The sequence below is a fragment of the Loktanella sp. 3ANDIMAR09 genome (assembly GCF_001420005.1).
Classification (GTDB): domain Bacteria; phylum Pseudomonadota; class Alphaproteobacteria; order Rhodobacterales; family Rhodobacteraceae; genus Loktanella.
In genome coordinates this window covers 233,757-248,492 of the sequence record NZ_LJAK01000001.1, presented here as the reverse complement: position 1 = coordinate 248,492, position 14,736 = coordinate 233,757, and the positions used below count along the sequence as shown (strand labels likewise).

The window sequence follows — 14,736 nt, the reverse complement described above, 5'->3', positions numbered from 1 at the left end:
GATAAACGCTTTGCGGCTCAGGTCAATCTGTGGACGGGTCAAGCGGTGCCTCTGGCACGCCCAGCGCATCCGCCAGCCGGGTCTTGGCAGAACCGGGGCGCAGGGGTTGCGGCTGGCTGGCCGCAGGACACCATCCCGTCAGTGTGACGATCTCGAAGGTGGCGGTGACGCGTCCTTCCGGCGTGCCGAAATGATCCGCATAAAGCTGCGTCGCCGCATCCATGACCGCGCGCCGCGTCGGGCGCCGCAGACGTGCGTCCAGCGCGTTGCCCTCGCCCATGGCGCGCAGGTCACGCATCAGCGCCATAGCATCGGTGTAAGTCACTGTAATCGTGTCGGAATCAGCGACGGGAAGCGCGAATTCAGCACGTTGCAACAGCCCGCCCAGGTCGCGGATTTCACCCATCGGCGCGATCCTGGGTGACAGCCCGCCGGTGATGCGCGCCTCGGCCTGTCCCAATGCACTGCGCAGCTCGTTCAGCGTCTGCCCCCCGAACAGGGTCGCCAGAAACAATCCGTCCGGCCGCAAGGCCCGTCGCGACTGCACCAACTGCCCCACAAGATCCTGCGCCCAGTGTAGCGACAGGTCGTGGATCACCAGGTCAAACGACCCTTGTGGTAGATCAAGAATATCGTCGTCTGCGACAATTCGCGCGTCTGCCCAGCGCGTCTGCCACAGGTCTGGCCGCGGCGTGACGATCGCCACATCCGTAAACGACCTGTTAACCTCTTGCAGTCTTTCCTCGACATCGTCGATGGCGCGGACGCGCAGGAAATTTTCGGTGGCGCGTGCGCGATTGCGGATCAGGGCGGGGCGGTCGGTCAATGGCTGCATCCGCGTCATGTAGGGGCAAGCGATGAAGTTGCAAAGCGTGATCCGCGCCATCTATCCCGCCAGTTGCGTCGCCTGCGATCAGCCCACGGCTGCGGAAAACGGCCTGTGCGGCCCGTGTTGGCGGGATACGCGGTTCATCACAGGCACGGCCTGCGATCTGTGCGGTGCGCCCCTGATGGGGGACGACGCGGGCGCTGCGGTGCTGCATTGCGACGATTGCATGACCCTGGCGCGTCCCTGGGCGCGGGGACGCGCGGCGTTGGTCTACGACGGGATCGGTCGGCGGATGGTGCTGGGCCTGAAACACGGCGACCGCACCGATCTGGCCGTGCCTGCCGCACGCTGGATGACGCGCGCGGCGTCCGGGCTCTTTGACGATGCCACCCTGGTCGTGCCGGTTCCCGTGCATTGGTCCCGCCTGTTGGCGCGGCGCTATAATCAGGCGAACCTGTTGTCGACGCTGGTGGCCCGGCAGCTGGTGCTGGAACATCTGCCTGATGCGCTGGTGCGTCCGCGTCCTGCGCCCAAGATGGTGGAAACAGGCCGCAGCGCACGGTTTGCCGCCCTCGACCGCGCCATCCAGCCCCATCCGCGCCGGGGGGTGGCGATGGCGGGTCGCTGTGTGTTGATCGTGGATGACGTGATGACGACGGGTGCCACGCTTGCAGCGGCGGCTGACGCGGCATTGCGCGCTGGCGCACAGCGGGTGCATGTCCTCACACTGGCGAGGGCGGTCAAAGATGACTAGATAAGGCGAAACCCACTGGACCCGAGGGATCGTCATGCCATCCGTTGAAATATATACCACACCGACCTGTGGTTTCTGCCACGCCGCCAAACGCCTGCTGACCTCCAAGGGGGTGGCGTTTCAGGAAATCTCGCTTGCACAACAGCCCGAAAAACGCGCCGAGATGATGCAGCGCGCCAATGGTGGCCGCACCGTGCCGCAGATTTTCGTGGGTGAGGTGCATGTGGGCGGTTGCGATGATCTGTACGCGCTGGAACAGGCGGGTAAGCTGGACGCCCTCTTGGCCGCATGAAGGCGGCGCTGGTCCAACTGACCAGTGGCGACGACCCGGATGTCAATCTGGGCGTAACACAGGCCTATGTGGCGCAGGCTGCCGCAGCCGGTGCCACCCTGATCTGCACGCCAGAGGTGACGAACTGCGTCAGTCAGGACCGGGCGCAGCAGCAGCGTGTTCTGCACCGGCAGGAGGATGATCCCACGTTGACGGCCCTGCGCGCGCAGGCGGCCGATCTGGGGATCTGGCTGTCCATCGGGTCGCTGGCTCTGAAAACGGATGACGCGGATGGACGGTTCGCCAACCGCAGTTTCCTGATCGACCCAAATGGCGCCATCGCGGCCCATTACGACAAGATCCACATGTTCGACGTGACCGTCAGCGCCACGGAAAGTTATCGTGAATCCGCAGGTTACCGCCCGGGGGCGCAGGCCGTGACGGTGCGCGCGGACGCGGCCACGCTGGGCCTGTCGATCTGTTATGATCTGCGGTTTGCGCATCTGTATCGGGCCTTGGCGCAGGCGGGTGCCGATATCCTGCTTGTGCCGTCGGCATTTTCCCCGGTCACGGGGGCGGCGCATTGGGAAACGCTGCTGCGCGCGCGTGCCATCGAAACAGGGTGTTTCGTCCTTGCCGCCGCCCAGACCGGCACACATGCGGCACAGGCGGGGCGGCCGCGTCAGACCTGGGGGCACGCACTGGCCATCACCCCATGGGGAGAGGTGTTGGCCGACGCGGGCACCGCGCCCGGCGTGACGGTTGTGAACCTTGACCTGTCGCAGGTAGAAAAGGCCCGGCAGCGCATACCGGCGTTGTCGCATGACAGACCATTCGCGGGGCCACATTGACCGATACCAATCAGCACCTTGCCGTCAGCCTGTTCAGCGAATTGCTGGCCGTGGATCAACTGGTGCGCCACGCCTTGGCCCGTGTGCTGCCCAAGGGGATGGAACTGTCGCACTTCAGTGTGCTGAACCATCTGGCCCACAGCAACGCAGAACGCTCGCCCACCCAACTGGCGCAGACATTTCATCTGACGCGCGGCGCGATGACCAACACGCTGACCAAGCTGGAATGGGCAGGCTACATCCATATCCGCCCCGATTGGGATGACGCCCGCAAGAAGATGGTGTCGATCAGCCCCGCGGGTCGTGCCGCCCGTGATGCGGCCATCGCGGCGATCACGCCGCTGGTTGCGGATGTCGCCGGCAAGGTCGGCGAAGACAAGGTCCGCGCCGCCCTGCCGCTGTTGCGCGAACTGCGGGTCAAATTGTCGGATCAGACCTGAAGTCCTGCGCAGTATCCTAGCGGTCAGGCCTGATCGCCGCGGTGACATAGTTCACCGACAGATCCTTGGGCGACATCGACCATGTAAAGCTGAGTGGGTTGAACACGTAACCCGTGCGGTCAACCGGTTCCATTCCGGCCTTGGTCATCATGGCGAACAACTCGTCCGGAGTGATGAATTTCGACCATTCATGCGTCCCCTTGGGAAGCCAGCGCATCACCCATTCGGCGCCGACGATGGCCATGGCGAATGATTTGGCGTTGCGGTTGATGGTCGAACACAGGTGGATCGCGCCGGGTTTCAGCAGATCGTGGCAAGCGTCCAGATAGCCTTGGGGATCGGACACATGTTCGACCACCTCCATGTTCAGGACGACATCGAACTGTTCGCCCGCGGCGGCCAGCGCCTCGGCGGTGCCCACACGGTAGTCGATATCCAGCCCGGATTGATCGGCATGAACCCGTGCGACGGGAATGTTCCGGGGGGCCGCATCAACGCCCACGATATCGGCCCCCAGTCTCGCCATCGGTTCGCACAACAGACCGCCACCGCAACCAATATCGAGGATGCGCAGCCCGGCAAAGGGCCGGTCGGCCGACAGGTCGCGGTTGTAATGCGCGGCCACCTGCATCGTGATATAGTCCAGTCGGACCGGGTTCATCATGTGCAGCGGTTTGAACTTGCCGGTCTCGTCCCACCATTCGGCGGCCATCGCCTCGAACTTGGCGATTTCGCCGTCATCAATCGTATTGGTATTCATCGCGTCCTCAAAGTGGGTTGGGCGTGGATTTAGATTGTAGCGCACTATATGCCACTGTCATGGACAGAAGCCTGAAACAAAAGAGCGCATCCGCCTATCTCTACCCGCCGATTGATCCGTTTGATCAGCGGACGCTGGACGTTGGTGATGGCCATACGGTCTACGTCGAACAATGCGGAAACCCTGCGGGCATTCCCGTGGTTGTCCTGCATGGTGGTCCGGGCGGTGGATGCAGCCCCGCGATGCGCCGCTATTTCAATCCCGAACACTACCGGGTCATTCTGTTCGACCAGCGCGGATGCGGGCGATCAAGGCCCCATGCCGCAGTCAGCAACAACACGACTTGGCATCTGGTCCGCGACATCGAACTGATTCGCGAAACGCTGAAGATCGACCGGTGGATCGTGTTTGGTGGCAGCTGGGGTGCGACACTTTCGCTGATCTATGCCCAAACGCATCCCGACCGTGCCGCGGCCCTCGCGATCCGGGGCGTGTTCCTGATGACGCAGCTGGAACTGGATTGGTTCTATGGCGGTGGTGCGGGCCGGTTCTGGCCCGATCTGTGGGACCGCTTTACCAAGCTGATCCCCGAGGATGAACACGGCGACCTGATTGCGGCCTACCATAAACGCCTTTTTTCCGGCGACATGATGCAGGAAATCAAATACGCCCGTGCCTGGGCGGCCTGGGAAAATGCGCTGGCAGCGATAGACAGCGACGGTGTGACAGGCGAATCCCCCGCCGATTATGCCCGCGCGTTTTCGCGACTGGAAAACCATTACTTTCAGAATCAGGGCTGGCTTGACCACGACACGGCGATCCTGAACCGCATGGACCGTCTGGCGCAGATCCCCGGTGTCATCGTCCAGGGGCGCTATGACATGATTTGTCCGCCGATTTCGGCCTACAGGCTGTCGCAGGCCTGGCCGATGTCGACGCTGAAACTGGTCGGGCGCGCGGGTCACGCGCTGTCGGAACCGGGGATCAGCGCAGAGCTGGTGCGCGCGATGGACCGTTTTGCCGCCCAGCGCGCGTCCTTGGGCCTATAGGGTTTGACAGGACGGCCATTGCGGCCGAACCTGCCAGATATTCACAGCACAGGCAGGCCATGGCAGACCGACGCGCACCGACCAGTATTCCCAACCGCCGCCGCCTGTTGCAGGGCGCGGTGGCTGCCGGTGTGCTGGGACTGACGGGGCTGCCTTTGCGGGCGCAGTCGCGCGGTGGCACCCTGGTCGCGGGTCTGGGCGGGGCGCATCCGTCCGACAGCTGGGATGCGCGCGGTCACAGCGATCTGTTCATGATTGCGGCGGGTCAGGGCGCAGTGTTCGATTGTCTGACGGAAATCGCCGCTGATGGCAGCCTCAAGGGTGAATTGGCCGAAAGCTGGGACAGCACGGATGGCCAGACCTGGGTCTTTAACCTGCGCCGTGGCGTGCGTTTTCACAATGGTGCGGATTTTGGCCCTGCGGATGTGATCGCCTCTTTGAACCTGCACCGCGACGACGACCGCGCCTTTGGTGCGGGTGCAATCGTGCGTTTGATCGACGATATGCGCGCGTCCGGCCCATATCAGGTCACGTTGAAACTGACTGCGCCGAATGCGGATTTCCCCTACTTGCTGTCGGATCACCACCTGTTGATCTATCCGGCAGGCCAGATCGATGCGGCGATGCGCGACGGGATCGGCACCGGCCTGTACCGGGTCACGTCGTTTCAGCCCGGTCGGCGCATGACGGCGGTGCGCGTTGACGATCATTACAAGGGCGAAACTGCGGGCTGGTTCGACCGGATCGACTATGTCGCGATGAATGATCCCGCAGCCCGGCTCTTGGGGCTGGTGGCGGGGCGTGTGGATGCGATCAACCGGGTTGCCCCGTCGGATGTGGCGACAATCGCGGCACATCCGCGACTGTCGCTACAACAGGTGTCGGGCAACCAGCACGATGCGTTTCACGTGTCGCATGGCCCGGCAGCGCATCATCTGCGGGCGGCCTTGCGTCATGGGATAGACCGGCAGGCCTGGGTCGATGACCTCTTGGCGGGTTATGGTCAGGTCGCGGCAGACAGCCCGATTGGTCCGGCAAACCCCCATTTTCAAGCTAGCCACACCCAAGCCTGCGACCCCGAGCGCGCAGGCTACCATCTGGCACAGGCGGGATTCGGGGCCGCGCGGATCACGGGATCATGGGGCGCGACCGGCCCCCGGATCAGCTTGCGCGATGCGTCGGGCCGCGGGGTTCTGACCTGTGCGGCGATCGGATCCGCCGGGCGGGCAACCGCCGACTGGATGTTGCTGGCGGCCTATGGTCAGGCGACCGACGGGATCGAGGGATCGGAACGGTTCCGGGACTTGCTCCGGCAGGGGCGGTCCACGATGGACGCCGACCGGCGCGATGCAATCTATGCCGAGGCGCAGATGCTGCTGCGTGATCAGGGCCGCGCGATCATCCCGGCCTTTGCCACAACGCTTCAGGCCGTATCGACGCGGATCGGCACGCCAGCGCAACTGGGGCACCAGCGACCGATGGACGACGCGCGCATGGCCGAACGCTGGTGGATGGCCTGACATCCAGCCACGGGGGCGCTGATCGGCATCACTTGCAGTTTGTCTGAGGTTGCTCTATGTGATGCTCAACAGCGGCGTGCTGGCCTCCACCCCCAGCGCCCAACCGGAATTTCGAACGGGCCGCGCGCCCGTTTTTTTGTGCTTGGAGGAATCCATGAACGACCTCATCGCCAAGGCGGCCATCGACCGTCGGATTGCAGAGATCATTACCCCCGTGGTCGAGGACCTGGGTTATGAAATCGTGCGCATCCGTCTGATGTCCGGCAAGGAAACGACGCTCCAGATCATGGCGCAGAAACCTGACGGCACCATCGAAGTCGACGACTGCGGCAAGATCAGCACCGCCGTCAGCGCCGTCATGGATGTCGAGGACCCGATTCTGGACGCCTATACGCTGGAGGTCAGCAGCCCCGGCATCGACCGGCCCCTGACCCGTCTCAAGGATTTCGAACAATGGCAGGGGTTCGAGGCCAAGATCGAAACCGACGAGCTGATCGACGGTCGTCGTAGGTTCAAGGGCGAATTGGCCGGCGTCGAGGGCGACGAAGTGCTGATCGAGATCGAAGAAGGCACCATCGGCCTGAAATTTGAATGGCTGTCGGATGCGAAACTGGTCCTGACCGACGACCTGATCCGCGAGGCTCTCAAGGGTCGCAAGGATGGCGGCCTGATCGACGAGACCCAATTCGACGAAGTCCAGACCATTATTGACAGCGACGACAACGTCGCCCCCGACAAGAGATCGAAAAAGCGACCGAGTTCGCGCAAGGAGATGAACTGATGGCCATTACATCCGCCAACCAGCTAGAGCTTTTGCAAACCGCAGAGGCCGTGGCACGCGAGAAAAACATCGACCCCGGTCTGGTGGTCGAGGCGATGGAAGAGTCGCTCGCACGTGCGGCCAAGTCGCGTTATGGCGCTGAAATGGACATCCGCGTCAGCATCGACCGCAAGACCGGTCGTGCGACGTTCACCCGTGTGCGTACGGTCGTGGCGGACGAGGAATACGAAAACTATCAGTCCCAGTTCACGGTCGAAACCGCCAAGGGCTATATCGAGGACGCCAAGGTCGGCGACACGCTGGTCGAACAGGTTCCCCCGGTCGAACTGGGCCGGATCGCTGCACAATCCGCCAAGCAGGTGATCCTGCAAAAGGTCCGCGAAGCAGAGCGCGACAAGCAATACGAAGAATTCAAGGACCGCGCCGGCACGATCATCAACGCGATGGTCAAGCGCGAGGAATACGGCAACGTCATCGTGGACGTAGGCTCTGGCGAGGCGATCCTGCGCCGCAACGAAAAGATCGGCCGCGAGGCATACCGCCCCAACGACCGCATCCGCTGCTACATCAAGGACGTGCGCCGCGAACAGCGCGGGCCGCAGATCTTCCTGTCGCGGACCGCGCCGGAATTCATGGCCGAACTGTTCAAGATGGAAGTGCCCGAAATCTACGAAGGCATCATTGAGATCAAGGCCGTCGCCCGCGACCCCGGCTCCCGCGCCAAGATTGCTGTCATTTCCTATGACAGCGGCATCGACCCCGTGGGTGCCTGCGTGGGTATGCGCGGCAGCCGCGTGCAGGCCGTCGTCAACGAACTTCAGGGTGAGAAGATCGACATCATCCCCTGGAACGAGGACATGCCGACCTTTCTGGTGAACGCATTGCAGCCCGCCGAGGTCAGCAAGGTGGTTCTGGACGAAGAAGCCGGCAAGATCGAAGTGGTCGTGCCCGATGAACAGCTGAGCCTGGCCATCGGTCGTCGCGGTCAGAACGTGCGTCTTGCGTCGATGCTGACCGGTCTGGATATCGACATCCTGACCGAAGAAGAAGAATCCAAGCGCCGTCAGGCCGAATTCGAAGTCCGCACCAAGCTGTTCATGGACACGCTGGATCTGGACGAATTCTTTGCGCAGCTGCTGGTGTCCGAAGGTTTCACCAACCTCGAAGAAGTCGCCTATGTCGATGCAGAGGAACTGCTGGTCATCGAGGGCGTCGACGACGACACCGCCGGCGAATTGCAGGCCCGCGCCCGCGACTACCTAGAGGCGCAGAACGCCAAGGCGCTGGATCGCGCCCGCGCGTTGGGTGCAGAGGACAGCCTGATCGAATTCGACGGTCTGACCCCGCAAATGGTCGAGGCATTGGCCGAGGACGACGTGAAAACGCTCGAGGATTTTGCCACCTGTGCCGACTGGGAACTGGCCGGTGGCTGGACCATCGTCAACGGCGAGCGTCACAAGGACGAAGGCGCGCTGGAGAAATTCGACATCAGCCTCGAAGAAGCGCAGAACATGATCATGACGGCCCGCGTGATGCTGGGTTGGGTCGATCCCGATGACCTTGTATCCGACGAGGACGATGCCGATATGGAACAGGAGGCAGAGGCCTGAGGCCTCTGACATCGCGATGGCGCGCGGCGGATTGAAAAAGAACCGGGATGATGGCCCCGAACGGCGGTGCATCGTCACCGGCGAGACGGCCCCGAAATCGGGTCTGGTTCGGTTCGTCGTCGGGCCAGACAACCTTGTTGTGCCCGATGTACTGGAAAAACTGCCGGGACGGGGCATGTATGTGTCATCCACCCGTAACGCGTTGGATGCCGCGAAAAAGGGTCAGTTCAGCCGATCCGCGAAACAGGCCGTGACAGTGCCTGACGATCTGGCGGACGAGGTTGAACGCCAGATGACGCGGCGTGTGATTGACCTCATCGCGATGGCCCGCAAGGCCGGTCTGGCGATCTGTGGCTTTGAAAAGGTCAAGGGCTGGCTGGCGGGTGGCGTGCGTGTCCGCGTGCTGTTGCAGGCCGCCGATGGGTCTGACCGCGGCAAGGCGAAACTCTGGACCCCGGAAGGGGCCCGCTATTTTAACTGCCTGACGGGCGCCGAACTGGGTTTGGCATTCGGACGGCAAAGTGTGATACATGGTGCGCTCGCGACTGGCGGAATTAGCGACCGTGTTGTAATGGAGGCCGCAAGACTGCGCGGCCTGCGCGAGATTGACGACAGCGATCCGGCTGTCGGGAAGGATATATAGCTAGATGAGCGATACTGACGGCAAGAAACCACTCGGCCTTGGCGGGTCCCGCCCCAGCAACGTAAAGCAAAGCTTTTCGCATGGACGGACCAAGAACGTCGTTGTGGAAACCAAGCGCAAGCGCGTGGTTGTGCCGAAACCCGGTGCAGCGAAACCCACGGCAACCGGAACAGCGAACCGGCTGGGCGGCGATCCGTCCAAGCGGCCCGCAGGCATTTCCGATGCAGAGCTGGAGCGCCGGATGAAGGCGCTCGCGATGTCCAAGGCCCGCGAGGCCGAGGACGCGGCAAAACGTGCCGCCGAGGAAAAGGCCCGCGCCGAAGAGCGTGAGCGTCGTCGCGCCGAGATCGAGGCAAAAGAGGCCGAGGACCGCGAACGCGAGGAACGCGCCAAAGCAAAAGCCGCCGAAGAAGAGGAAAAGCGCCGCAAGGAAGAGGCCGCGAAAAACGCGCCTGCGCCTGCCGCATCCCCCGACATGGCTGCCGCAGCACCCGGCGAAACCGCCGTGTCGCGCCCCTCTGCCGCACCGCGCAAGACCGACCGCGACCGCGATGTGAAACCGCGCGACAGCAAACCCGGCCGCAGCGACGATGGTCGCCGGTCCGGAAAACTGACGGTCAACGACGCATTGCGCGGCGGTGCCGGCGGTCGTCCGAAATCCATGGCCGCCATGAAGCGCAAGCAGGAACGCAATCGTCAAAAGGCGATGGGCGGTCAGGTCGAGCGTGAAAAGGTCGTGCGCGACGTCCAGCTGCCAGAGGCAATCACGGTGGGCGAACTGGCGAACCGCATGGCGGAACGCGTGTCCGACGTCGTGAAATCGCTGATGCAGATGGGCATGATGGTCACACAGACCCAGACCATCGACGCCGATACCGCTGAATTGATCATCGAGGAATTTGGCCACCGCGTTGTGCGCGTGTCCGATGCCGACGTCGAACAGGTGATCGAACAGTCAGAGGACAAACCCGCTGACCTGAAACCGCGTGCGCCGATCATCACGATCATGGGCCACGTCGACCACGGCAAAACCTCGCTGCTGGACGCGATCCGCAACGCCCGCGTCGTCGCAGGCGAGGCAGGTGGCATCACGCAGCACATCGGTGCCTATCAGGTCGTGACCAAATCCGGTCAGACGCTGTCGTTCCTGGATACGCCCGGCCACGCGGCGTTCACGTCGATGCGGTCGCGCGGTGCGCAGGTCACGGATATCGTGGTCCTTGTCGTTGCCGCTGATGATGCGGTGATGCCGCAGACGATCGAGGCGATCAACCACGCCAAGGCCGCCAAGGTCCCGATGATCGTTGCGATCAACAAGATGGACAAACCGTCGGCCGACGCCAACAAGGTCCGCACGGATCTGCTGCAACACGAGGTCATCGTCGAGGCGATGTCCGGTGACGTGCAGGACGTCGAGGTTTCGGCCCAGACGGGTCAGGGCCTGGACAACCTGCTGGACGCCATCGCGTTGCAGGCCGAAATCCTGGAACTCAAGGCCAACCCCGACCGCGCTGCCATGGGTGCCGTGATCGAGGCACAGCTGGACGTGGGCCGTGGTCCCGTCGCGACCGTTCTGGTGCAGAACGGCACGCTGAAGCAGGGTGACATCTTTGTTGTCGGCGAACAGTGGGGCAAGGTCCGCGCGTTGATCGACGACAAGGGCGACCGCGTCAAAGAGGCCGGTCCGTCGGTTCCTGTCGAGGTTTTGGGCCTGAACGGCACGCCCGAGGCAGGTGACGTTCTGAACGTGACCGCAACCGAGGCGCAGGCGCGTGAAATCGCCGATTACCGCGCACAGGTCGCCAAGGACAAACGTGCTGCATTGGGTGCGGCCACGACGCTGGAACAGCTGATGGCCAACGCCAAGGCCAACGAAAACGTCAGTGAACTGCCGATTGTGGTCAAAGCAGACGTGCAGGGGTCCGCCGAAGCCATCGTTCAGGCGATGGAAAAGATCGGCAACGACGAGGTGCGCGTGCGCGTCCTGCATTCCGGTGTGGGTGCGATCACGGAAACCGACATCGGCCTTGCCGAGGCATCTGGCGCACCTGTCTTTGGCTTTAACGTGCGTGCAAATGCGACCGCGCGGAATTCGGCCAACCAGAAGGGCGTCGAGATCCGTTATTATTCGGTGATCTACGATCTGGTGGATGACGTGAAATCCGCCGCCAGCGGCCTGCTGGGCGACGAGATCCGCGAAAAGTTCATCGGCTATGCGAACATCAAAGAGGTGTTCAAGGTCACGGGCGTGGGCAAGGTTGCAGGCTGTATCGTCACCGAAGGTGTCGCGCGCCGGTCCGCAGGCGTTCGCCTGCTGCGCGACAACGTCGTGATCCACGAGGGCACGTTGAAAACGCTCAAGCGTTTCAAGGACGAAGTGGCCGAAGTGCAGTCCGGTCAGGAATGCGGCATGGCGTTCGAGAACTACGAGGATATCCGTGACGGTGACGTCATCGAAATCTTTGAGCGCGAATCGGTCGAGCGGAACCTGTAAAGGTCTGCAAACGCCGCGCAGTCATGAAAAAGGCCCGTCAGCGATGCTGGCGGGCCTCTTTTTTTGAGTATTTTTGGCAAGATGATACAGCACTGGCACCGCAGCGCGTAACAGCCAGGCGCCTAGAGCCAGTCGCGCAGAATGGGGATCAGCGGGATGTCGGCGGGTGGCATCGGGTAATCCCGCAGTTCTGATGCGCGGGCCCATTTCAGGACCTGCCCCTCGCGTCCCTGCGGTGTGCCGTTCCATTTGCGACAGGCAAACAGCGGCATCAGCAGATGGAAATCATCGTAACTGTGGCTGGCAAAGGTCAGCGGTGCGAGGCAGGAGGCCCAGGTGTCGATCCCCAGCTCTTCTTGCAGTTCGCGGACCAGCGCAGCCTCGGGGGTTTCGCCGGGTTCGACCTTGCCGCCGGGAAATTCCCACAGGCCCGCCAGCGATTTGCCGGGTGGCCTTTGGGCCAGCAGGATGCGGCCCTCGACGTCGATGAGGGCGACGGCGGACACCAGGACAGTTTTCATGACCGGTAATCCGCGTTGATGCGGATGTATTCATGGGTCAGATCGCAGGTCCAGACAGTGCAGGTTCCATCGCCCAGCCCGAGGTCCACGTTGATGTCGATGTTCTGGCCTTTCATGTAAGCGGCGCAGGCGTCCTCGGAATATTCGGGCGCGCGCCAGCCATCGCGTGCCAGCACCAGATCGCCCAAGCGAATGGTCAGCCGGTCCCGGTCGGCCTGTGCGCCGGACTTGCCGACGGCCATGACGATGCGGCCCCAGTTCGGGTCCTCTCCGGCGATGGCGGTTTTGACCAGTGGGCTGTTGGCGGTCGCCATGGCCACCAGACGCGCATCGGTGTCATTGGCGGCCCCCGTGACGTTCACGGTCACGAATTTCGTCGCACCCTCGCCGTCGCGCACGACCTGATGCGACAGGTCCAGCATCACGGCGTGCAGCGCGTCCGCGAAGGCGGCATTGTCGGTCACGTCCACGCCGGATGTGCCGGTGGCCCCCATCAGCAGCGTGTCCGATGTGGATGTGTCGCTGTCGACGGTGATGTTGTTGAATGTCCGGTCCGTCAGACGCGACAGCAAGGATTGCAGCGCGCCGTGGCCGATCTGCGCATCGGTAAAGATATAGACCAGCATGGTCGCCATGTCGGGCGCGATCATGCCAGACCCCTTGGCAATACCGGCGATCTGCACGGGCGTGCCGTCGATGGTGACGGTCTGTGCCGACCCCTTGGGGAACGTGTCGGTCGTCATGATGGCGCGGGCGGCTTCGGCGATCCCGTCGGGTGACTGGGCTGCCATCAGGTCGTCCAGTTTGGCGGTGATCCGGTCGTCCGGCAGAGGTTCCCCGATGACCCCAGTGGACGATGTATAGACCCGATTGGCGGGCAAATGAGCCCGCACTGCGACGCCCTCGCAGATGCGCTGGACTGACCCATCGCCAGCCTTACCGGTAAAGGCGTTGGAGTTTCCGGAATTCACGATAATGGCAGCCCCCGCCTGCGCATCGCTGCCCATCTTGGCCTGGCAGTCCAGCACGTTGGCCGACCGCGTGGCCGACCGGGTAAAGACGCCTGCGATGGTGCTGCCGGGAGCCAGCAGCGCCAGCATCACGTCAGTGCGGTTCTGGTATTTGACCCCCGCGGCACCCGCCGCAAAGGTTACGCCGTCGATGACGGGCAGGTCAGGAAATGCAGCGGGTGCAAGCGGGGACAGAGCCATGTTTCAGGGTTCCAGCAGTTCGAGGTTGTTCAGCAGTTCTGCGTCGATCTCGCCTGCTTCCGGCAGAGTGATGGCGGTCGCATCGCGCAGTTCCGCGATACGTGCCGTGATCGCCTCTTCCTGAATGGCGCTGCTGATTTCGCTGCGCACCTCTTCGAGGTCAGGGGCCGCCACGGGGCGGGTGTCGTTCAGTTTGATCACATGCCAGCCAAACTGGGTCTGCACCGGTGCGGACACCGCGCCGACCTCCATGTCGACCACGGCGGCCTCGAATTCGGGGACCATGGCGCCGGTGCCGAACCAGCCCAATTCGCCGCCATTGGGGCCGGACGGACCGGTGGACAGTTCCATCGCCAGTGCGGCGAAATCCTCGTCCGCTGCGCGTTCGGCGGCGGCCTGCGCCTCTTCCTCGGTTTCGACCAGCAGGTGGCTTGCGTTGTATTCGGTGGCGGGGTTCGCCTCGAATTCGGCAATAATTTCGTCATAGCGGGCCTGAACGGCCTCTTCGGTGACGGCCTCACCGGTCAGCGCGTTGATGACTTCACCGGCCTTGAGGGACCGTTCTTCGTTCGCCAGCGACAGGGCGACACGGGACGGCACATCGGTCAGCGATGCGGCCAGCAGTTCCTGCTGCACCAGCTGGTCAACGATGCCTTCGAACAGGACATCGGCAGGAAACTGGTCGTATTGCGCGGGCAATTGTGCGCGGGCGATGATCATTTCACCCAGCGTGATTTTGGTCTCACCGACGGTGGCGACGACGGTGGATGCATCCTGTGCGGCGGCGGTCTGTGCGCTGCCTGCGATGACGGCTGCGCCCATCAGGGCGGTCAGTCTGTTCATGGGGTCGTGTCCTTTCATCATTGCGCCAAAACGAGCGCACGTTGACAGTATTGGGTCGGCCCCTTACATCGGCTGCAAGCCTTGAGGGGGCTGGTCTCGGCCCTGTTTAGGGGCGCAGGCGATAGCCTACAAGCAACCTCCTCTGTCATTCGGATCACA

15 protein-coding genes are annotated in these 14,736 nt (G+C 63.0%); 10 read left to right on the top strand and 5 right to left on the bottom strand.

Annotation, left to right across the window (positions count from 1 at the left end):
• Positions 1 to 22 precede the first annotated feature (22 nt).
• Positions 23 to 886 (bottom strand): methyltransferase domain-containing protein, encoded by an 864-nt coding sequence (locus tag AN189_RS01265; protein ID WP_253279521.1) that lies wholly within the window; start codon positions 884 to 886, stop codon positions 23 to 25.
• On the opposite strand from AN189_RS01265, the gene AN189_RS01260 reads away from it, so the two are divergent.
• The 4 genes from AN189_RS01260 to AN189_RS01245 are packed head-to-tail and all read left to right on the top strand — an operon-like array spanning position 858 to position 3,145.
• Complete coding sequence (locus tag AN189_RS01260) at positions 858 to 1,583, top strand: double zinc ribbon domain-containing protein (protein ID WP_056029788.1); 726 nt, start codon at positions 858 to 860, stop codon at positions 1,581 to 1,583. The two genes, AN189_RS01265 and AN189_RS01260, sit on opposite strands and share 29 nt — an antisense overlap.
• Positions 1,584 to 1,617: 34 nt before the next feature.
• Positions 1,618 to 1,875: a glutaredoxin 3 gene (grxC, locus tag AN189_RS01255; RefSeq protein WP_056029785.1), complete on the top strand. Its 258-nt coding sequence runs from the start codon at positions 1,618 to 1,620 to the stop codon at positions 1,873 to 1,875.
• Entirely contained in the window at positions 1,872 to 2,705 is an 834-nt protein-coding gene (locus AN189_RS01250) for a carbon-nitrogen hydrolase family protein (RefSeq protein ID WP_056029780.1), read from the top strand. Before grxC ends, AN189_RS01250 begins: the two co-directional genes overlap by 4 nt.
• Positions 2,702 to 3,145, top strand: a complete 444-nt coding sequence (locus tag AN189_RS01245) for a MarR family winged helix-turn-helix transcriptional regulator (protein ID WP_056029777.1) — start codon at positions 2,702 to 2,704, stop codon at positions 3,143 to 3,145. Before AN189_RS01250 ends, AN189_RS01245 begins: the two co-directional genes overlap by 4 nt.
• Positions 3,146 to 3,161: 16 nt before the next feature.
• Here AN189_RS01245 and ubiG read toward each other — a convergent pair whose 3' ends face one another.
• A complete protein-coding gene (gene ubiG, locus AN189_RS01240) occupies positions 3,162 to 3,905 on the bottom strand; it encodes a bifunctional 2-polyprenyl-6-hydroxyphenol methylase/3-demethylubiquinol 3-O-methyltransferase UbiG (protein WP_056029774.1) in 744 nt (247 codons plus the stop codon).
• Positions 3,906 to 3,964: 59 nt separating this feature from the next.
• Between ubiG and pip the strand changes: the two genes are divergently transcribed.
• From pip to infB, 6 genes are all read left to right on the top strand, one after another.
• A complete protein-coding gene (gene pip, locus AN189_RS01235) occupies positions 3,965 to 4,954 on the top strand; it encodes a prolyl aminopeptidase (protein WP_056029772.1) in 990 nt (329 codons plus the stop codon).
• Positions 4,955 to 5,013: 59 nt separating this feature from the next.
• Positions 5,014 to 6,474 carry an ABC transporter substrate-binding protein gene (locus AN189_RS01230; protein WP_056029770.1) on the top strand — a complete coding sequence of 487 codons (1,461 nt, stop codon included), beginning with the start codon at positions 5,014 to 5,016 and terminating at the stop codon, positions 6,472 to 6,474.
• Between the two features lie 154 nt (positions 6,475 to 6,628).
• A complete protein-coding gene (rimP, locus tag AN189_RS01225) occupies positions 6,629 to 7,255 on the top strand; it encodes a ribosome maturation factor RimP (RefSeq protein ID WP_056030666.1) in 627 nt (208 codons plus the stop codon).
• The gene (gene nusA, locus AN189_RS01220) at positions 7,255 to 8,865 is read left to right on the top strand and encodes a transcription termination factor NusA (protein ID WP_056029767.1); all 1,611 of its coding nucleotides are present in this window, start codon (positions 7,255 to 7,257) and stop codon (positions 8,863 to 8,865) included. The genes rimP and nusA overlap by 1 nt, the downstream gene beginning before the upstream one ends.
• 16 nt (positions 8,866 to 8,881) lie before the next feature.
• A complete protein-coding gene (locus AN189_RS01215) occupies positions 8,882 to 9,508 on the top strand; it encodes an RNA-binding protein (protein WP_056029764.1) in 627 nt (208 codons plus the stop codon).
• Between the two features lie 4 nt (positions 9,509 to 9,512).
• Positions 9,513 to 12,002, top strand: a complete 2,490-nt coding sequence (infB, locus tag AN189_RS01210) for a translation initiation factor IF-2 (RefSeq protein WP_056029761.1) — start codon at positions 9,513 to 9,515, stop codon at positions 12,000 to 12,002.
• Positions 12,003 to 12,124: 122 nt separating this feature from the next.
• Here the strand turns inward: infB and mutT are convergent, their stop codons facing one another.
• Genes mutT through AN189_RS01195 form a run of 3 tightly spaced genes read right to left on the bottom strand, consistent with a single transcriptional unit; the run spans position 12,125 to position 14,577 of the window.
• Positions 12,125 to 12,523, bottom strand: a complete 399-nt coding sequence (gene mutT / locus AN189_RS01205; protein WP_056029758.1) for an 8-oxo-dGTP diphosphatase MutT — start codon at positions 12,521 to 12,523, stop codon at positions 12,125 to 12,127.
• Positions 12,520 to 13,734, bottom strand: coding sequence for a bifunctional glutamate N-acetyltransferase/amino-acid acetyltransferase ArgJ (gene argJ / locus AN189_RS01200; RefSeq protein ID WP_056029755.1), 1,215 nt, complete (start codon positions 13,732 to 13,734; stop codon positions 12,520 to 12,522). The genes mutT and argJ overlap by 4 nt, the downstream gene beginning before the upstream one ends.
• A 3-nt stretch (positions 13,735 to 13,737) precedes the next feature.
• Positions 13,738 to 14,577: a peptidylprolyl isomerase gene (locus AN189_RS01195; protein ID WP_056029751.1), complete on the bottom strand. Its 840-nt coding sequence runs from the start codon at positions 14,575 to 14,577 to the stop codon at positions 13,738 to 13,740.
• Positions 14,578 to 14,736: the final 159 nt, after the last annotated feature.